Genomic DNA, 17,296 nt, shown 5'->3' with positions numbered 1-17,296 from the left:
GCGGCGCAGGCGCCTTCAACATCCGCCGAGCAGCATCTTGGAACACCCGCTTGAGGCTCCGAAAAGCCGCGACTATAGAGACGCCCATATTCGGGGGACGCGGTTCTCGCGTCCTCGTCCCAATGCTCGCAAAACCGGGGTGACAATGAGACTGATTGGATGGGCGATTGCTGTGGCCGCGGCGGGCCTCACCCCTGCGGCCGCCCAGGCTGCCGCGACAGCGCCTGCCCAGAATAGCGCTTCTTCGACACCGGCCACCACCGGCACAACACCGCCGGCCGGAACCGCTCAGAGCGCCAGCAAGCCCGACACCGCCCAGCTGCCGATCGTCTATGGCAGTGTTGGCCACGTGCTCCCAACGCCCGGTATCGGCCAGCCCGATGGCCGCAAGGGAATCCAGGACCAGGTCACCCCGATCGGCCAGGAGGCTCTCGCCTTCCACGACAATTGGCTGCTGACCCTTTGCGCACTCATCAGCGCTTTCGTCCTCGTCCTCATGATCATTGCGCTCGTACGGTTCCGTCGGGCCGCCAACCCGACGCCCTCGCGCAACTCGCACAACACGCTGATCGAAGTGATCTGGACCCTGGTCCCGGTGCTGATCCTCGTGGGCATCGCGATTCCCTCCATCCGGCTCCTTCGGAAGCAATATTCGCCGCCCCCGGCCGACGTTACCGTCAAGGTGACCGGTCATCAGTGGTACTGGTCCTACGAGCTTCCCGATTACGGCGTCAGTTTTGACAGCTACATGCTGAAGGAGGCGAACGATCCGACCCGTCAGGCCAACCAACGGGCGCGCACCAACGCCGACGGTCCGCCGCTGCTCGCGGTCGACAATCGTCTGGTGATTCCGGCCGGCAAGGTCGTGAAATTCATCATCACCGCCGATGACGTTATCCATAGCTTCGCGGTGCCGGCATTCTGGATCAAGCAGGACGCGAACCCGGGACAGCTTCACGAGACCTGGGCGATGACCTCGCGCCAGGGCGTCTATTACGGCCAGTGCTCGGAGCTTTGCGGCGCACGGCACGGCTTCATGCCAATTGCTGTCGAGGTAACCACGCCCGCGAAGTTCGCGCAGTGGATTGCCCAGAACGGCGGCCACCTGCCGGCCGCCAAGACGGGCGGCGCCCCGACGACGGCCGCCCTGCCCAATGCGACCAATTCAGCCGGCAATGCGCCGGCGGCTCCTGCAGTCGCCGGGACCGCCGCCGCGAACCCCGCGCCTGCACCGGGCAACCCGAACGTCGCCAACCGTACGAACTAATAAGCCGATCGGATCAGTAGACCCATGAGCACGACCGCCGACGCACTTCATCTCCAGCAGCACGGGGCGCATGGCGCGCACCATGATGCGGACCACAAGCCGGGCTTTTTCGTCCGCTGGTTCATGTCCACGAACCACAAGGATATCGGCACCCTCTATTTGATCTTCGCGATCATCGCGGGGATCATCGGAGGCTCGATCTCCGGGATCATGCGCTGGGAGCTCATGGAACCTGGGATCCAGGTGCTCAACCGGGCGTGGCCGCTTGGCGCGGGCACCGCGAACTTCGATGAATGGACGCACCACTGGAACGTGCTGATCACCGCGCACGGCCTCATCATGGTGTTCTTCACCGTCATGCCCGCGATGATGGGCGGCTTTGGCAACTGGTTCGTGCCGCTGATGATCGGTGCGCCGGACATGGCCTTCCCGCGGATGAACAACATCAGCTTCTGGCTATTGGTCCCCTCCTTCCTACTTCTCCTCGGCTCGACCTTCGTCAGCGGCGGCACCGGCCTTGGTGCAGGAACCGGCTGGACGCTCTACGCGCCGCTCTCCACTTCCGGCTCGGCGGGCCCATCGGTAGACATGGTGATCTTCTCGCTGCACCTTGCAGGTGCAAGCTCGATCCTCGGCGCGATCAACTTCATCACGACCATCTTCAACATGCGCGCTCCGGGGATGACCCTTCACAAGATGCCGCTGTTCGTGTGGTCCGTCCTGGTCACCGCCTTCCTGCTGCTGCTCTCGCTGCCGGTTCTGGCCGGCGCGATCACGATGCTGCTGACGGACCGCAATTTCGGCACTGCCTTCTTCGACGCGAGCGGGGGCGGCAACGTCGTCCTTTACCAGCACCTGTTCTGGTTCTTCGGGCACCCGGAAGTCTACATCATGATCCTGCCGGGCTTCGGAATGATCAGCCAGATCGTCGCGACCTTCAGCCGCAAGCCCGTGTTCGGTTATCTCGGCATGGCCTATGCGATGGTCGCAATCGGCGTCATCGGCTTCGTCGTCTGGGCGCACCACATGTTCGTTACCGGCATGAGTGTCGACGAGAAGATGTACTTCACGGCCGCGACCATGATCATCGCAGTCCCGACGGGCGTGAAGATCTTCAGCTGGATCGCGACCATGTGGGGCGGATCGATCAGCTTCGAGACGCCAATGCTCTGGGCAATCGGCTTCATCTTCCTGTTCACCGTCGGCGGCGTCACGGGCGTCGTTCTCGCGAACGGCGGCGTCGATACGTACATGACCGACACCTATTATGTGGTGGCGCACTTTCACTACGTGCTGAGCCTTGGTGCCGTGTTCGCGATTTTCGCCGGGTTCTACTACTGGTTCCCCAAGATGAGCGGCCGGATGTACAATGAGCTGCTCGGCAAGCTGCACTTCTTCCTGATGTTCATCGGGGTGAACGTGATCTTCTTCCCGATGCACTTCCTGGGCCTCGACGGCATGCCGCGGCGCATTCCGGACTACACGCCGGCATTCGCTTACTGGAACTACATTTCGACGGTCGGGTACATGATCACCATCGCCGGCGTCGCGATCTTCTTCGTCAACCTCATCTGGTCGCTCGCGGCCGGCAAGAGGGCTCCGGCCAACCCCTGGGGCGAGGGCGCGACGACGCTCGAATGGACGCTACCGAGCCCGCCGCCCTTCCACCAATATTCGACCCTGCCCAGGATCGACTGAGGATCTTGAGCTCACCTCATGGAAAGGCCCCGGGAAACCGGGGCCTTTTTCATTTTGCGATCCCGTGCGGACATTCCGGTTAACCGGTGTTATGGATCTTGCCGGTCAACAGGAACGATCGAAAGGGGATGCCATGCCCGAGTTCGTGATCGAACGGGAAATGCCGGGAGCAGGCAAGCTCAGTCCCGAGGACCTGAAGATGGCATCGCAGACGTCCTGTTCGGTACTTCGCGATCTTGGACCACAGATCCAATGGGTCCACAGCTACGTCACCGACAACAAGATCTACTGCGTTTATCGCGCTCCCAACGAGGAAATGATCCGCGAACACGCGCAGCGCGGGGGATTTCCCGCAAACAAGATCTCGCAGGTGCGCACGACCATCGATCCGACGACAGCAGAGTAGCGCGCTGACGCGCTGGGGCAATTGAGCGCATGTCGCATGTCTTCATTTCTTATGCGCGGCCCGACGAGGCGCTCGCCAGCCTCATCGCCGACGGGCTGCGCGAGGGAGGATTCGAAGTCTGGCGCGACGATGAGCTGCCTGCTCACCGTGCTTATGCCGAAGTCATCGAGGAGCGGATCAACGGCGCCAAGGCCGTGGTCGTGCTGTGGTCCGCAGAAGCATCCAAGTCGCATTGGGTTCGGGCGGAAGCAGATACCGCCCGCGCTGCGCTGACGCTTATTCAGGCAAGCCTTGATGGAACGCTTCCACCGCTGCCGTTCAACCAGATCCAGTGCGCCGATCTCAAGGGATGGGACGGCCAGAGAACCGCGCCCGGCTGGCGCAAGCTGGTCGCCAGCGTCACCGAGCTTGCCGGCTCCCGTGCCGAGCCCGAGCCTGTCCAGCGAAGCGCTTCGCGCGAGGTTTCGGTCTGCGTCCTCCCGTTCCAGAATATGAGCGGCGATGCCGAGCAGGAATATTTCAGTGACGGGATCAGTGAGGACATCACCACTGACCTCTCAAAGATCTCAGCGCTTGAGGTGATTGCGAGGAATACTGCATTCACCTTCAAGGGACAGTCGGTGAACGTCAGCGATGTGGCGCGAAAGCTCGGCGTCACTCACGTCCTTGAAGGGAGCGTTCGCAAGGTCGGCGAAAAGGTGCGGATCAACGCCCAGCTCATCGACGGCAAGTCGGGCGGGCACGTATGGGCCGACCGCTTCGATCGCGACCTTACGGACATCTTCACGATCCAGGACGAGATTTCCAAGGCCATCGTCGCGGCGCTTAAGCTCAAGCTTCTCCCGGCTGAGAAGAAGGCGATCGAACAGCGCGGGACGCAGAGTGCCGAAGCGTACAACCTCTACCTGCTCGCACGCCAATATTGGCTGACGGGCAATATCGGCGACTTGAGGCGCGAAGAACGCGTCATGCGCATCTGCGGGCGTGCCGTCGAGATCGATCCTTACTATGCCCGTGCCTGGGCGCTTCTCGCAATGGCCCAGTCGAACCTTCGCTACGCTTTCCGGTGCGAAGTCGATGACGGGTTCGTGGCGGCGAATACGGCGCTGACGATCGACCCGGCGATCGCTGAAGCGCACTTGCCGATGGTCCGCCGGTGCGAGGACAGGGGAAAAGAGGCGGAGGCAGATGCGCGGATCGAGACGGCTCTCGAGCTCGACCCCGATTCCTGGGAAGTGAACAAGGAGGCTGCCCGCGTGCGAATGCGCCAGGGGCGCCTCGAGGATGCCAGGGAGCTCCTCGAAAAGGCGATTTCCCTGATGGAAGCGGACGTCCACGCTTGGGCAAGACTCGTCACGCTACATCACGCGTTGGGCAATCGCTCGGCCGAGAAGATTGCGGCGGAAAACGCCGTCCAGCACGCCGAGCAGGTCCTCGCATCTGATCCAAGCAACGGGGCGGCAATGAGCTTCGGGGCCCTGGCGCATGCGGCCCTGGGGCATTCGGAGCGTGCCCGCGAATGGATCGAGCGCGCGCTTCTCGTGGATCCCGACAATCTTAGCATGCGCTATAATTTTGCCTGCACGCTGGCGAGTTACCTCGGAGATGAGGAAGAAGCGCTTCGCTACCTGGAACGCTCGCTCGCAACCGCGGGCGCCTTTCACCTTGGCCTTGTCGAGGCTGACCCCGACCTCAACCCGCTCCGAGACCATCCACGGTTCAAGGACATGATTGCGGCGGCAAGGAAGCGCCTGGGCCTCAAGGATGCCGCCCCCCCGCCTGAAGCTTCGGCCAGCTGCGGCCGCTGATACAGAAACCGGAACGAACAGGCGCCTCGAGCATTTGGCGAACGACCGCGTTCGCGCTCCTCATGCAGGGAGAAGTGCCGTGGAAGTTCGCTCCATCAGGATTCTCGTTCGATCGGCGGCTGCGGCCGCCTTCTTGTTGGCCGGCACCGCCCAGGCAACGATAACAGTCTATACGGCGAACCTCAGCGGCCCGAATGAATCGCCGCCCAACGTTTCGCCCGGCACCGGAAATGCGATCGTGACGATCGACGACGTGCTCAACACCATGCGCGTGCAGGTGAGCTTCTTCGGCCTCACGACGGGCACGACCGCTTCGCACATCCATGCGGCAACTGCAGCACCCTTTACCGGCACCGCGATGGTTGCCACGACCACGCCGACCTTCCCCGGTTTTCCGCTAGGGGTGACTTCGGGAACCTATGACAACCTCTTCAACCTGCTGACGGCTTCGACTTACAATCCGGCATTCGTCACTGCTCACGGGGGGACTACTGCCGGCGCCAGAGATGCGCTGTTAAGTGCAATGGCGTCGGGCGAAGCCTATCTCAACATCCACACGTCGCAGTTTCCAAGCGGCGAGATCCGGGGATTCCTGGTCGCGGTTCCGGAACCTGCGAGCTGGGCGATGATGCTGATCGGGCTTTCCGGCGTGGGCATGGTCTTGCGTCGCCGCGCGGCCTCACTTGGCGGGTTGAAGCCGCTCGGCGTGTAGGATCTTCACCTGCGGGTCGAGCATCTGGCCCTTCATGGCGTCGTCGCCCTTGGTGGGCGAGACCGGCGATTCCCATACCTTCCTCACGACGTCCATCCCCTCGGTCACATGGCCGAAGGCTGCAAAACCGTTGGCATCCCCGCCGGGACCATTGGCATCGAGGCCGGGCATGTCCGACAGCAGGATGAAGAAATCTGCACGAGCTGTTCCAGGGCCAGCGTTAGCCATCGATATTGCACCCGCGACATTGTGGATGCCGGTCTTGCTCGTCGGCTCATGCGCTATCGGTGGAAAGAGCTTGCGTGCGTCGGTCGTGATCCCGCCCTGGATGAGCCCGCCGTATCCGCCCTTGCCGTCGGGCATATGCATTGCGCGGTAGAAATTCTGGCCGTCGAAGCGATGCGTATCGACATAATGAAGAAAGTTTGCAGCGGTCACCGGTGCCCGCCCGCGGTCCAGCGCGATCACGATCCGGCCAAGACTGGTATCGATCGCGACCGGCACCAGATCTTCCCTGGCTGCGCCGGGCGGCGAAGAGGCCGCCGCGGCCGTCTGCGCAAGGGCTGGCGCCGAAAGGAGCGTCATGAGTACGGCTGCAAGGAGTCGATGGGTCATGAGTGTCTGATAGCAAAGCGAGGAGGAATGTCGCCACAGGAGGCTTTTCCTCTTCTGGCCAACCCCTTATAGGCGCGAGCCATGCCCACCCTGGAGATGACGAATCCAGCCGCGCTGCCGGCCGACTGGCGCGATTTTCTCGCCCTCACCAAGCCGCGCGTCATGAGCCTCGTCGTCTTCTCGGGGCTTTGCGGACTGCTTGTCGCGCCCGTCCGCCTGCCATTGGTGCTCAGTTTTACCGCGATCCTCTGCATTGCGCTTGGCGCCGGCGCCTGCGGCGCACTCAACCAATGGTATGAAGCGGACATCGATGCGAAAATGCGGCGAACGGCCAGTCGCCCGCTCCCGGCGGGGCGAATGGAAAGGCAGTCGGCACTTCATTTCGGCGTCGGTCTCGGCGGCTTCTCAGTGCTGCTGATGGGTCTTGCGACCAACTGGCTTGCGGCGGCCCTGCTTGCCGTATCAATCCTCTTCTACGTGCTGGTCTACACCGTGTGGCTGAAGCCCCGGACTGCGCAGAACATCGTCATCGGCGGCGCTGCGGGCGCCTTCCCGCCGCTGATCGGATGGGTGGCTGCAACGGGGCATGTTTCGACATTGCCGCTGCTGCTGTTCGCCATCATCTTCTTGTGGACACCGCCCCACTTCTGGGCACTCTCCCTTTTCGTCCGCTCCGACTATGCGGCAGCCGGGATCCCGATGCTGCCGGTGGTCGCAGGCCATGAGACGACGCGGCGTCAGATCTTCCTCTACAGTCTGCCGATGGCTGCTGCGGCCGTGGCCCCGTGGCTCCTTGGCCTTGCGGGACTGGTCTATGGCGGCTGCGCGGCAGTCTTGAGCTTCGTCTTCGTGGTGCTCGCGGGAAGGGTCGCCGCGAGCCGATCGACAGAGCCTAAGGAGATGGACGCGGAGAAGCACCTGTTCGCTTACTCGGTCTTCTATCTTTTCGCGCTTTTTGCCGTGCTTGTTGCCGACCGGTGGCTGGCGTGAGCACCGAGGACCAGGACCGTGGCTCGGCCAGCGGGGGACGCTGGGTGCCTCCTGCCTACAAGTGGCCCGAACTTGCCGATGGGGAGCTTGAACTGATCCGCAAGCGCCAGCGGGCGCGCGCACGGATCGTCGCCCTGCTGCTTGGTGCCTTCGTCGTCCTCCTGTTCTTCATCACCATCGCGAAAACGGGAATGAACTGGTGAACGGTGCCGTAGCTAATGCCAGGAACGGCAAGACCGCATTGATCATGGTCGTGATTGTTGCGGCGATGGTCGGCCTCGCCTTTGCCTCCTCGCCGCTCTACCGCGCTTTTTGCGAAGCGACGGGCTTCGATGGGACGACCCAGCGCGCCGAGAAGGCGCCGGGCGCCGTTCCCGGACAGGTCGGGGTTCGCTTCGATGCCAATATCCACCCGGGACTGCCTTGGCGTTTCGAGCCTGAGCAGAACAGCGTTCGGATCCGGCCGGGGGCCCAGACGAAGATTTACTACCGGGCGCAGAACCTCAGTGCCCGGACGTGGACCGGGCAGGCGGTCTACAACGTATCCCCCGCGCAGGTCGGCAAATATTTCAAGAAGATCCAGTGTTTCTGCTTTTCTGAGCAGACTCTGAAGGCCGGCCAGTCGGTTGACATGCCCGTGATCTTTTTCGTTGATCCGAAGATCAAGCAGGACCCGGATACCAAGGACGTCGACGAGATCACGCTCAGCTACACATTTTACCCGGTGGAAACCGGCACCGCGGCCCGCTAGAGGCCGATCAAAGCCAAAGAGGGAAGCGTAACGAATGGCCGCCACGAAGAACCACGATTATCATCTGGTGAACCCCAGCCCATGGCCGCTGCTGGGGTCGATCGCGGGCGGCGTACTGTTCAGCGGCACGGTCATGTGGTTCCATGCGAACCGCTTCGGCGTGCCCTTGATGATCCTGGGCTTCGCCCTCGTCATTGCGACCATGTTCCTGTGGTGGAGTGACGTGATCCGCGAGGCTCATTCGGGCGATCATACGCCGGTCGTCCAGCTGCACCTTCGCTATGGCATGATTCTCTTCATTGCCTCGGAGGTGATGTTCTTCCTCGCCTGGTTCTGGGCCTTCTTTGACAGCGCCATCTTCCCCTCGGCCGTCGAGGCAGTTGGAGGCCAATGGCCGCCCAAGGGTATCGAGGTCCTGAACCCCTGGGGATTTCCGCTCCTCAACACCCTCATCCTGCTCTGCTCGGGAACCACGGTTACCTGGGCCCACCATTCGCTGATCCATGGCGATCGGCAGGGCCTCAAGCTTGGCTTGCTGCTGACCATCCTTCTTGGCCTCACCTTTACGAGCGTGCAGGCATATGAATATGCTCATGCGCCCTTTGCCTTTAAGGGCAGCATCTACGGTTCGACCTTTTTCATGGCGACGGGTTTCCACGGGTTTCACGTCATCGTCGGAACGATCTTCCTGATCGTCTGCCTTATCCGGGCGAACAAGGGCGATTTCACGCCAAGGCAGCATTTCGGCTTTGAGGCGGCCGCCTGGTACTGGCACTTCGTCGACGTCGTGTGGCTGTTCCTTTTCACGTCCATCTATCTTTGGGGCGGCTGGGGCGCGCCGCACGCGGGGTGACCCCCGAGCCGCCGGCTGAGACCGCGCCGATAGCCGCAGCAATAGCGGGCAATTGCCCGCGCTGCGGCCAGCGCGGCCTTTTTTCCGGCTGGATCCGTTTTGCCGACAGCTGCCGCTCATGCGGGCTCTCTTTTTCCGATTTCAACGTCGGCGACGGGCCGGCCGCCTTCCTCATTTTCATCGTTGGGACGATCACCGTCGTCGGCGCATTGATCGTCGACGGCGCATTCTCGCCTCCCTGGTGGGTGCACCTCGTCTGGATCCCCGTCGCCTCGGCGCTCACCATTGGCGGCCTTCGCCTCAGCAAGGCCTGGCTTCTGGGCCAGGAATATCGCCACCGCGCGCGTGAAGGCCGGATAGTCAAATGAGAAGCCGCATCCCCATCGTCCCGACGCTCCTCGTACTTGCCGCCGTCGGGGTCATGATCGGCCTTGGCGACTGGCAGCTGAAGCGCGCGAAATGGAAAGAGGGTCTCCTTGCCCAATATGCGAATGCGGAAACGCGGGCGCCGATCGTCTTCCCGACCATGCCCGTCCCTGGAGGCCAGCTACCTCTGTTTCGCCATGCGACGGGGGTCTGTCTAAGGGTCGCGGCGCATCGCGCGATTGCCGGCGAGAACCAGAGTGGTGAGCCAGGCTACGTCCACATCCTCGATTGCACGACCGGAGCTGAAGGGCCCGGCATGGCTGTAGAAGTCGGCTGGTCGAAGAATCCCAATGCCAAGGTGAACTGGGCGGGCGGCCCGGTCAGCGGCATCATCGTGCCTGACCGCGCGTCGCGCATTCGCCTGGTCGCTGCGACGGCGCCGCCGGGTCTTCAGCCGAGCAAGACGCCGAGCGTCGCATCGGCAAGCGCGATCACGCCGGCCGGGCATCGCGGCTATGCGGCGACCTGGTTCGGATTGGCCGCCGCAGCGCTCGTCATCTATGCTCTCGCAGTGCGCAAGCATCTCAGGGACAAGGCAAGGTGAGCGGCGAGCAACACGTCCTTCCGAACGGCCTCACGGTCGCAGTCGATCCGCTTGCCGGCGCGGAGTCGGTTGCCGTCGGACTTTATGCAAGCGTCGGCTCGCGCTCGGAAGCCGCGTCACTGGGCGGCCTTGCCCATCTCGTCGAACATATGGTTTTCAAGGGCGCCGGTGGCCGCGACACGCGGGCGCTGGCCGAAGTGATCGAAGACGTCGGTGGCAGCCTCAACGCCTGGACCGCCCGCGACCAGACGGTGTTCCATGGACGCGCTCTTGCGCGCGACCTGCCTCTCGTCACCGAGCTCATCGCGGATCTCGTCCGCGAGCCACACCTTGAGGAGGAGCACCTTGCCCGCGAGAAGCAGGTGATCCTTTCAGAACTGGGAGAAGTCGTCGATTCGCCCGATGATCTCGTGCACGATCATCTGTTCGAAGCCGGTTTTGCCGGCCAGGCGATCGGCCGTCCGGTCCTGGGCACTGAAGCAACCGTCAGGGCGGCGGGGCGCAAGGATTGCTGCTCCTGGCTCGAAGAGCAGTTCGTACCCTCGAGGCTGGTGCTGTCCGCGAGCGGCAGGGTCGAGGCAGACAAGGTCTTGAAGCTCGCGGAAGCGCTGTTCGGGGACATGGACACCCAGGATGCGCCGGCGATCGCGCCTGCTCGTTTTACAGGCGGTTCGCGGGGCGACCGGCGAGCCTTTGAACAGGCGCATTGGTGCCTTGCATTCGAAGGACTGCCCGCAAACGACCCCCGCAATCCCGCTCTTGGACTGTTCGTCCAGGCGCTTGGCGGCGGTACGTCCTCCCGGCTTTTCCAGGAGCTGCGCGAGGAACGCGGACTTGCCTATTCGATCTACGCCTGGACCCAGTCGTTTTCGGATACGGGTCTCGTCGGCATCGGCTGCGCTGCTGACCGGGGAAGAGCGGGCGAATCGGTGCAGCTTGCGCGCGAAACGCTTTCCGCAACCGCCGAGGGACTCAGCGAGGCGGAGCTCAGCCGTGCACGTGCCCAGCTGGAAGCGGGCATCCTCATGTCGCTCGAGACGCCCCAGGGGCGCGCGGATCACATGGCCAGATCGATCGAGGTCTTCGGCCGGATCCTCTCGCTTGCAGAACTGCTCGAGCACATGCGCTGCGTCACGGTTGAAGATGCGCGCTCGGCTGGACGTGCGCTGCTCGAGGGGCCCGCGGCCCTGGCTTCCGTCGGCGCGAAGCTCGCCCTCGCGGCGTGAGCGACCTCACCACGATCATCGCGGAGCCTTGGGATGAATGGGCTTTGATCGACTGTGGCGGGGGGCAAAAGCTCGAACGGTACGGCAAGTTCAAGGTTGTCCGTCCTGAGCCCCAGGCAATGTGGGCGCCCTCGGCGAGCCACTGGGATCCCGACGCCACGTTCGTTCCCGGCTCCGACGAGGAAGGCGGCGGCCGGTGGGTGCAGCATCGCGTTTTGCCGCGCCAGTGGGAGCTGTCGCGCGGCAATGTGAGGTTCGACGCATCGCTGACACCGTTCCGGCACCTCGGCTTCTTTCCCGACATGGCCCCGCAATGGGACTGGATGCGCGATCGCTCCCATGACGCGGATTTGCTCAACCTCTTTGGCTACACCGGCGTCGGCACGCTGCAGCTGAGCGATGCCGGGGCGCGGCTGGTCCATGTCGATGCATCGAAGAAATCGGTCGAGCAGGGCAAGAAGAACGCCCAGCTTTCCGGAATGGACGGGAGCCCGATCCGCTGGATCGTCGATGATGCGGGCAAGTTCACTGCTCGGGAAGTGCGGCGCTCGAGGCACTACGACGGCATTCTCCTCGACCCGCCCAAGTTCGGACGCGGGCCGACCGGAGAAGTCTGGCGGCTCGAAGAGAATCTGGCGCCGCTCCTTGCCGATTGCCGGCGTCTGCTTGACGAGAAGAGCAGGTTCCTGGTGCTGACCGTCTACGCTGTCCGGATGTCTGCGCTCGCGATCGGCGAACTGGTGAGGCAGTTGTTCGGCGATCTCGGCGGCAGGGTCGAGATGGGCGAGATGGCGGTGCGGGAAGAGGCTAGAGGCTTGCTCCTGCCGACGGCAATTTTCGCAAGATGGTCAAACTGACGCAGCGCCCGCTTTAGGTTCGCGCTGCCCTTATCGCGGCGCCTGCGACAAAGGGCGCGCCTGCTGTCAGCAACAGCGACATCGCCGCCTCGAGGAGCAGCGCGTCGGCAACCGCGAAAATGAGCAGCGGCACCGCCAGCGGCAGAAGGAGCAGGGCCGCAAGCGATCCCGAGCGGGGAAGTCCCGCAGTCACCGCCGCAATGGATACGGCAAGTGCTGCGAGCGCGGGCGTGCCGATTGCAAGCGCGGCTTCAGTGCGCGCGAGGGTGGCGCCGTCCATCGCGACCAGCACGGAAGCCGGAACCGCGGCGATGAGCAGCAGTGGCGCGAAGGTCAGCCAATGCGCCGTGATCTTCGCGAATGCGACGCTTTCTTCAGCAAGGCCATGAAGCGCCAGCTGGTCGAGTATCCCGTCCGCCCGATCGGGTTCGATGAGCCGCTCGACCGGAAGCAATGCGGCCGTCAGTGCAGCGATCCACAACATGCCGGGACCGATCCGAGCAAGCAGGCGCGCGTCGGGACCGATCGCGAACGGGACGAGCGCCGCCACCAGCAGGAAGAAGGCGATCGGCAGCCACGCGGCGCCCGTGAAGCCTCGCCGGACGTCCCGCGCGATAAGTGCGCCGATCAAGCCGCGAGCTCCATCAATGGCCATTCGCCCGCGAGGGGCTGGTGCGAAGCCGCAAGCACCGCGCCGCCGCTTTTCAGATGCTCGTCGATCCGGTTTGAGAGACGCTCCGCAGCGTTCGTATCGAGCGCGTTCAAGGGCTCGTCGAGCAGCCACAGCGGCGCCGATGCCGCAAAGACCCGTGCAAGCGTCGCGCGCTTGAGCTGGCCCGACGACAAAAGCCGGACGGGAACGCGTGCCAGCTGGGCCAGGTCGAGAGCCTCCATGGCCTCATCAATTCCTTCGCCCCAAAATCCCAGAGCCCGGGCCAGCGGCAGTTCGCGATCAAGCGCGACTGCATCGTCTGCGAGCGCGAGGCGCGTCCTATGGACGGTGCCGCGCTCGGGCTGCAGCAGTCCTGCAGCGAGCCGGATCAGGCTGGATTTTCCGCTCCCGTTGGGCCCGGCAATCTGGAGACGTTCACCAGGCGCGAGTTCCAGCGAAAGCGCCTCGAAAAGCAGGCGCCCGCCGCGGCGCAGGTCCACATTCTCGAACCGCAGCAGCGCCGTCATTCGGCTCCATCCTCGAGCGAGTGCATGTCCTCGTCGGAGAAACCGAAATGATGACCAATCTCGTGGATGACGATGTGGCTGACGATCTGGTCGAGGCTGAACGGTGTCGAGCGCCATTCGGCAATTATTGGCTGCACGTAGAGCGTGACCCGCTCGGGCAAGGTGCCGGACTCGCTTATGCTTCGGCGGTTCAGCGAAACGCCTTCGTAAAGGCCGCTCAGCTGCATGGGATGCTCTAGATCGAGGCGCCGTGCGGTCTCCTTGTCCGCTATCTCCTCGATCGACAGCACCACGTCGCCAAGGCTCTCCCTGAACGGCGAGGGCAGGCGCTGGAGCGTTCGCCGCGCGATGGCGTCGATCTCATCACTCGTGGGCACTCGGCCAACTTGGCGCTCGGCAGGCGTCATGGCGCAAGGAACTAGGGACGCGCGCGATTTGCGGCAACCTTGCCCGAAAGGGATAGGCCCCTTAGATGGCGCCTCTTCCAGAGCATGCGGAGCGGTGGCCGAGTGGTCGAAGGCGCTCGCCTGGAAAGTGAGTATACGGCACAACCGTATCGAGGGTTCGAATCCCTCCCGCTCCGCCACGCAGCACAAACCATTGAATGAAAATAGGAAAAATATCGCATTGAACGGAGTCGAACTGCGCCCCTCGCGGTGAGGGTCTGGTCACCGGGCGGATTTGCGGCTCATCCTGGAAGAGCCATCGCGAAAACCGAGCTTCAGGTAGCTGCCAGTGCCAAACGTCACAACCAGCGGCTCCTTCGCGTCCGCGGTGGATTCATCTGCGACGTCGCGGCCGGTACCATAGTTGATCTCGACATCCGGCTGCTTGGGTACTGCAACCACCGCCACAATTCGGCTGCCGGGCGGCAGCAGCTTGGCGGTCACGGTCTGGCTTTGAAAATCGAGAATATTGGGAATTCCAGGAGTGAGCAGATGCCGCTCGCTGCGATTGGCGATGAAACTTGCGCGCCCGAGATAGCTCGCGAGCGGGAAGTACGCGCCATCGACAGTCTCTTCGAAAAAGTTCACGGCCAAATCGAGGTCGCGCTTGTTCGGGATAATCTCGAAATGGCCACTGAAGAGTCCGGCGACTTCCGTCGGCCTCGTCAACGGAAGCGTCGTGAAGACAAGGGCGTTGCGCGTGTCGAAGCCGCTGTCGGGAACCCGGAGATCGACGTCGCTGCGATCTGCAAAGTCGACGCGCAATTCAGGACCGACACCCTTGGCGGCAGCCTCGCCGAATAGCCACCGGACGCCCTGTCGCCGTCCGCCGAGATAGAGTTTGCGGCTGCCGTCGGCCATCGCTTTGAGGGAATGCACGTGGCGCCACTCGTTGGCGCCCATGACCTCGAAATTCACGCGGTCGCTGAGGACTGCGGGTAGAGCCGCGCCACGGAACACATGATCGAACCACTTGAGCCGCAGCCCTCTCAGATCCTGCATCGCGACCTGGTCGATCCTATAGCCGTTGACCATCGGCAGCACGCCCCCGCCCATTGCGGTGTGATGATAGGGGCCGATCAGCATTCGCTCGTCGGCCTCCGGGCGATGCGCGAGATGCTGCTCGAAATAGTAGAGCGCACCGACCATCCCGCCATCGAAATATCCGGTCTCGACGAACACCGGGATGTCGATCGAAGCAAACTCGTTTCCGACGGGAATGAAGCTCTGCCAGTAAGAATCATAAGCCGGATGGTCGAGCCATTTCCCGAAAATCGGATTGGTCTCTCCGTCGATCAGCGGCAGTTCCCGGTACGGCCGCCCGCTGACGTACCAGTTGCGGTTGAGCGCCGACCAGCGGTCGCTGTCGCTGTAATTGGCATCGTCCAGCCCGGGCACGTCTGTTGTGTAGAAAGGCCACGGATAGATGAAGCTCTGGAACACATTGCCCTGCATCGGCGTGTCGATCCCGGGTGCATTGCTCGCGTGCGTCGCGATCGCTTTCAACGCAGACGGGTGGTGCTTCAATGCGCCCCATTGGGTCGACGCATCGTAGCTCCCCGAGAACATGCCGACACGCCCGTCGCTCCACGGCTGAGCGGCAAGCCAGTCGATGACCGTCGCGGCGTCGGCGCCGTCGTGCTCATAGGGCAGTGGCGGTCCCGGGCTCCATTCCTTGCCGCGTGTGTAGGCAGTCATTCCGGCGTAGCCGTTCCCGGCCATCTCGACGGCTCCCGCAAGCCCAAAGAAATGATTCGCATAGATGGTGAAATCGAGGAGCGAGGTGACTTTGGTGGTCGAACGGGGTCGAACGAGGATCGCCGCTACCTTTCCGCCGTCCGGTGTCGGTATCGCTAGATGGTCCTCGACGATGAACCGGCGGTCGAGGTCGGCGCGAAGCAGCGGGTCGATGGCGGGGTGGAGGGATTCGAATTCGATCACCGACTGGCGCGCGGCAATAATGTCTGCCGCGCCGGCACAGTGATCGAGCGGCTTGTCCGCGCAGACTTTCTCGGCGCTTTGAAGCGCCTGACGGACCGCATCCAAGTTGCCGCCCATCCAGCCATAGGTTCGCGCAACCTCGCGATCGGGAAGGCCGCCGTAGAGCTCAGCGAATGCTCGCGCGAGCGCATCCCGCCACGACGCGCCCGACGCCTCGTGACGGCGGGCGCGCGCATAAATGCGCCAAGGCAATATCGAGAAGGCGTGCTCCGGCTCGGTTCGTCCGTAGACTTGGGTGAGGCGCTCCGCCGAGCGTTCCGCATCCTGCCACCGACCGGCGTCCAGCTGCAGGCGCATTAGCGTCGAAATGCGCTTACCGTCAGTCGCGTCCGCGTAACCGCCGATCAGCGCATCCGCGAGATTTTGCGGTGGCGGCGCTGCGACCGCGCGGCTGGACGCAAGCAGGATGAGCGCGCCGAGGGAGAGGATCCGGGTCATGCGGCAAGGGTAGGACCCCGCCGCCGGGACGGAGAGAAAATCGGCGAGCGAACAATCCTCGCCGGTGAGCGCTCCCCAGCCGCGGCCTAAAGAACGCGGTCGCGAAGAAGGCGTGAGCCGGCCCGGCTTGCCGGAATCGCTTCGCCGTTCTGCATGTGCAGAAGCAATCGGCCGCCGCCGGCCGGTTCCGCTCGAACCACTCGCTCGACGTTTACGATGCGCGAGCGGTGGACCCGGATGAACCGCTGAGGGTCGAGCGACTGTTCAAATTCGGTGAGTGTCATGCGCACCAGATGTGTGCCGCCCAGCGTCGAGACCTCCGCATAATCATCCGCGCCCCTTATGCTGATGATCGAGCCGACGTCGATGGGCTGCATCTCGTCGCCGGTGCGGATGAAATAGCGCGACAGCCCCGGGCGCGTATCTTCCTCGCCTTCGGCGACGACCAGTCTCACTTCGGGATGGCCGGTGCCGACATAGGCAAGCGCAGCAATGATCCCATAGATGGTCGCATTCTCGAGCAATTGCCAAACGGACGCGCGGACAGGGAACGGCTCGACATTGAATTGAATGGCCGAAAAAGCGTTCACGGCACCAAGCAGGACGATCAGCAGCCAATAGCTCAGCAGCGCATAGGCGGCGCACATGAGGATGTGGCCACCGACCTGTATTGCCCGGCTGCGGTAGACCAGCCACTTTCGGACGATCTCATAGGCGACAGCGCCGAACACGACCGCCGGAATTGTGTTGGCAACGCTTCCTGGTAGCGCATCCGCGAGCGAAGAACCGTGCCCGATGCTGAGCGCGAGCGCATAGCCTGCGAACACCACCGCTGTGCCGGCGAGCGCCAGCCGCGCGAGCTGTGGCTGACCGCCCCCCGTCGCTGAAACAATCGGTCCTTGCCTCATTGCACTTTTTTTGCGCCTCCAGGTCCAATCTCGCAACAGTCAGCATTTGCCAAAAGGAGGTGGGATGAGCAGGCCTGAAGAGACGGTGCACGTCCGGCCATACTCCAAGACAACGGCCGGTCGTCCGATCGCCGCTCCTCGAAGCTCTTGTCGGGGCGCCGGCAACGTTCG

19 protein-coding genes and 1 tRNA gene are annotated in these 17,296 nt (G+C 63.3%); 14 read left to right on the top strand and 6 right to left on the bottom strand.

Annotated features, from left to right (window positions below):
• The first annotated feature begins 145 nt into the window (after window positions 1-145).
• From coxB to V8192_RS01080, 5 genes are all read left to right on the top strand, one after another.
• Window positions 146-1,267, top strand: coding sequence for a cytochrome c oxidase subunit II (gene coxB, locus V8192_RS01100; RefSeq protein ID WP_341631218.1), 1,122 nt, complete (start codon window positions 146-148; stop codon window positions 1,265-1,267).
• Between the two features lie 24 nt (window positions 1,268-1,291).
• Window positions 1,292-2,965, top strand: coding sequence for a cytochrome c oxidase subunit I (gene ctaD, locus V8192_RS01095; RefSeq protein WP_341631217.1), 1,674 nt, complete (start codon window positions 1,292-1,294; stop codon window positions 2,963-2,965).
• Window positions 2,966-3,098: 133 nt separating this feature from the next.
• The gene (locus V8192_RS01090; protein ID WP_341631216.1) at window positions 3,099-3,371 is read left to right on the top strand and encodes a DUF4242 domain-containing protein; all 273 of its coding nucleotides are present in this window, start codon (window positions 3,099-3,101) and stop codon (window positions 3,369-3,371) included.
• Between the two features lie 29 nt (window positions 3,372-3,400).
• The gene (locus V8192_RS01085; RefSeq protein ID WP_341631215.1) at window positions 3,401-5,179 is read left to right on the top strand and encodes a TIR domain-containing protein; all 1,779 of its coding nucleotides are present in this window, start codon (window positions 3,401-3,403) and stop codon (window positions 5,177-5,179) included.
• A gap of 79 nt (window positions 5,180-5,258) precedes the next feature.
• Window positions 5,259-5,891: a CHRD domain-containing protein gene (locus tag V8192_RS01080; RefSeq protein WP_341631214.1), complete on the top strand. Its 633-nt coding sequence runs from the start codon at window positions 5,259-5,261 to the stop codon at window positions 5,889-5,891.
• Here the strand turns inward: V8192_RS01080 and V8192_RS01075 are convergent.
• A complete protein-coding gene (locus V8192_RS01075; RefSeq protein WP_341631213.1) occupies window positions 5,859-6,506 on the bottom strand; it encodes a peptidylprolyl isomerase in 648 nt (215 codons plus the stop codon). The two genes, V8192_RS01080 and V8192_RS01075, sit on opposite strands and share 33 nt — an antisense overlap.
• A gap of 96 nt (window positions 6,507-6,602) precedes the next feature.
• Here V8192_RS01075 and V8192_RS01070 point away from each other — a divergent pair, with 96 nt between their 5' ends.
• The 8 genes from V8192_RS01070 to V8192_RS01035 are packed head-to-tail and all read left to right on the top strand — an operon-like array spanning window position 6,603 to window position 12,153.
• Complete coding sequence (locus V8192_RS01070; RefSeq protein WP_341631212.1) at window positions 6,603-7,496, top strand: heme o synthase; 894 nt, start codon at window positions 6,603-6,605, stop codon at window positions 7,494-7,496.
• Complete coding sequence (locus V8192_RS01065; RefSeq protein ID WP_341631211.1) at window positions 7,493-7,699, top strand: cytochrome c oxidase system small membrane protein; 207 nt, start codon at window positions 7,493-7,495, stop codon at window positions 7,697-7,699. The genes V8192_RS01070 and V8192_RS01065 overlap by 4 nt, the downstream gene beginning before the upstream one ends.
• Window positions 7,696-8,247: a cytochrome c oxidase assembly protein gene (locus tag V8192_RS01060; protein ID WP_341631210.1), complete on the top strand. Its 552-nt coding sequence runs from the start codon at window positions 7,696-7,698 to the stop codon at window positions 8,245-8,247. The genes V8192_RS01065 and V8192_RS01060 overlap by 4 nt, the downstream gene beginning before the upstream one ends.
• 34 nt (window positions 8,248-8,281) lie before the next feature.
• Window positions 8,282-9,100, top strand: a complete 819-nt coding sequence (locus V8192_RS01055; RefSeq protein WP_341631209.1) for a cytochrome c oxidase subunit 3 — start codon at window positions 8,282-8,284, stop codon at window positions 9,098-9,100.
• Window positions 9,097-9,468 carry a DUF983 domain-containing protein gene (locus V8192_RS01050; RefSeq protein ID WP_341631208.1) on the top strand — a complete coding sequence of 124 codons (372 nt, stop codon included), beginning with the start codon at window positions 9,097-9,099 and terminating at the stop codon, window positions 9,466-9,468. The genes V8192_RS01055 and V8192_RS01050 overlap by 4 nt, the downstream gene beginning before the upstream one ends.
• Complete coding sequence (locus V8192_RS01045) at window positions 9,465-10,070, top strand: SURF1 family cytochrome oxidase biogenesis protein (protein ID WP_341631207.1); 606 nt, start codon at window positions 9,465-9,467, stop codon at window positions 10,068-10,070. Before V8192_RS01050 ends, V8192_RS01045 begins: the two co-directional genes overlap by 4 nt.
• Window positions 10,067-11,296 carry a M16 family metallopeptidase gene (locus V8192_RS01040; RefSeq protein ID WP_341631206.1) on the top strand — a complete coding sequence of 410 codons (1,230 nt, stop codon included), beginning with the start codon at window positions 10,067-10,069 and terminating at the stop codon, window positions 11,294-11,296. Before V8192_RS01045 ends, V8192_RS01040 begins: the two co-directional genes overlap by 4 nt.
• Complete coding sequence (locus V8192_RS01035; protein ID WP_341631205.1) at window positions 11,293-12,153, top strand: class I SAM-dependent methyltransferase; 861 nt, start codon at window positions 11,293-11,295, stop codon at window positions 12,151-12,153. Before V8192_RS01040 ends, V8192_RS01035 begins: the two co-directional genes overlap by 4 nt.
• 13 nt (window positions 12,154-12,166) lie before the next feature.
• Here V8192_RS01035 and V8192_RS01030 read toward each other — a convergent pair whose 3' ends face one another.
• Genes V8192_RS01030 through V8192_RS01020 form a run of 3 tightly spaced genes read right to left on the bottom strand, consistent with a single transcriptional unit; the run spans window position 12,167 to window position 13,709 of the window.
• Window positions 12,167-12,808: a heme exporter protein CcmB gene (locus tag V8192_RS01030; RefSeq protein ID WP_373276301.1), complete on the bottom strand. Its 642-nt coding sequence runs from the start codon at window positions 12,806-12,808 to the stop codon at window positions 12,167-12,169.
• A complete protein-coding gene (ccmA, locus tag V8192_RS01025; protein WP_341631203.1) occupies window positions 12,781-13,332 on the bottom strand; it encodes a heme ABC exporter ATP-binding protein CcmA in 552 nt (183 codons plus the stop codon). Before ccmA ends, V8192_RS01030 begins: the two co-directional genes overlap by 28 nt.
• Complete coding sequence (locus V8192_RS01020) at window positions 13,329-13,709, bottom strand: metallopeptidase family protein (protein WP_341631202.1); 381 nt, start codon at window positions 13,707-13,709, stop codon at window positions 13,329-13,331. The genes ccmA and V8192_RS01020 overlap by 4 nt, the downstream gene beginning before the upstream one ends.
• Before the next feature lie 118 nt (window positions 13,710-13,827).
• Between V8192_RS01020 and V8192_RS01015 the strand changes: the two genes are divergently transcribed.
• Window positions 13,828-13,918, top strand: a tRNA-Ser gene (locus V8192_RS01015).
• 82 nt (window positions 13,919-14,000) lie between these two features.
• Here the strand turns inward: V8192_RS01015 and V8192_RS01010 are convergent.
• Both V8192_RS01010 and V8192_RS01005 read right to left on the bottom strand, forming a co-directional pair.
• Complete coding sequence (locus tag V8192_RS01010; RefSeq protein ID WP_341631201.1) at window positions 14,001-16,217, bottom strand: CocE/NonD family hydrolase; 2,217 nt, start codon at window positions 16,215-16,217, stop codon at window positions 14,001-14,003.
• Window positions 16,218-16,303: 86 nt separating this feature from the next.
• Entirely contained in the window at window positions 16,304-17,125 is an 822-nt protein-coding gene (locus V8192_RS01005) for a response regulator transcription factor (protein ID WP_341631200.1), read from the bottom strand.
• Window positions 17,126-17,296 lie beyond the last annotated feature (171 nt).

The organism is Sphingomonas agri (assembly GCF_038148795.1).
In the GTDB taxonomy this organism is placed as follows: Bacteria; Pseudomonadota; Alphaproteobacteria; order Sphingomonadales; family Sphingomonadaceae; genus Sphingomicrobium; species Sphingomicrobium agri.
The sequence above is the reverse complement of the archived record's forward strand: the minus strand, read 5'-3'. Positions and strand labels throughout refer to the sequence as shown.

Coding starts and splice junctions, on each gene's coding strand:
- coxB (WP_341631218.1), top strand. CDS start 146: ATGAGACTGATTGGATGGGCGATTGCTGTGGCCGCGGCGGGCCTCACC.
- ctaD (WP_341631217.1), top strand. CDS start 1,292: ATGAGCACGACCGCCGACGCACTTCATCTCCAGCAGCACGGGGCGCAT.
- V8192_RS01090 (WP_341631216.1), top strand. CDS start 3,099: ATGCCCGAGTTCGTGATCGAACGGGAAATGCCGGGAGCAGGCAAGCTC.
- V8192_RS01085 (WP_341631215.1), top strand. CDS start 3,401: ATGTCGCATGTCTTCATTTCTTATGCGCGGCCCGACGAGGCGCTCGCC.
- V8192_RS01075 (WP_341631213.1), bottom strand. CDS start 6,506: ATGACCCATCGACTCCTTGCAGCCGTACTCATGACGCTCCTTTCGGCG.
- V8192_RS01070 (WP_341631212.1), top strand. CDS start 6,603: ATGACGAATCCAGCCGCGCTGCCGGCCGACTGGCGCGATTTTCTCGCC.
- V8192_RS01055 (WP_341631209.1), top strand. CDS start 8,282: ATGGCCGCCACGAAGAACCACGATTATCATCTGGTGAACCCCAGCCCA.
- V8192_RS01045 (WP_341631207.1), top strand. CDS start 9,465: ATGAGAAGCCGCATCCCCATCGTCCCGACGCTCCTCGTACTTGCCGCC.
- V8192_RS01030 (WP_373276301.1), bottom strand. CDS start 12,808: ATGGCCATTGATGGAGCTCGCGGCTTGATCGGCGCACTTATCGCGCGG.
- ccmA (WP_341631203.1), bottom strand. CDS start 13,332: ATGACGGCGCTGCTGCGGTTCGAGAATGTGGACCTGCGCCGCGGCGGG.
- V8192_RS01010 (WP_341631201.1), bottom strand. CDS start 16,217: ATGACCCGGATCCTCTCCCTCGGCGCGCTCATCCTGCTTGCGTCCAGC.
- V8192_RS01005 (WP_341631200.1), bottom strand. CDS start 17,125: ATGAGGCAAGGACCGATTGTTTCAGCGACGGGGGGCGGTCAGCCACAG.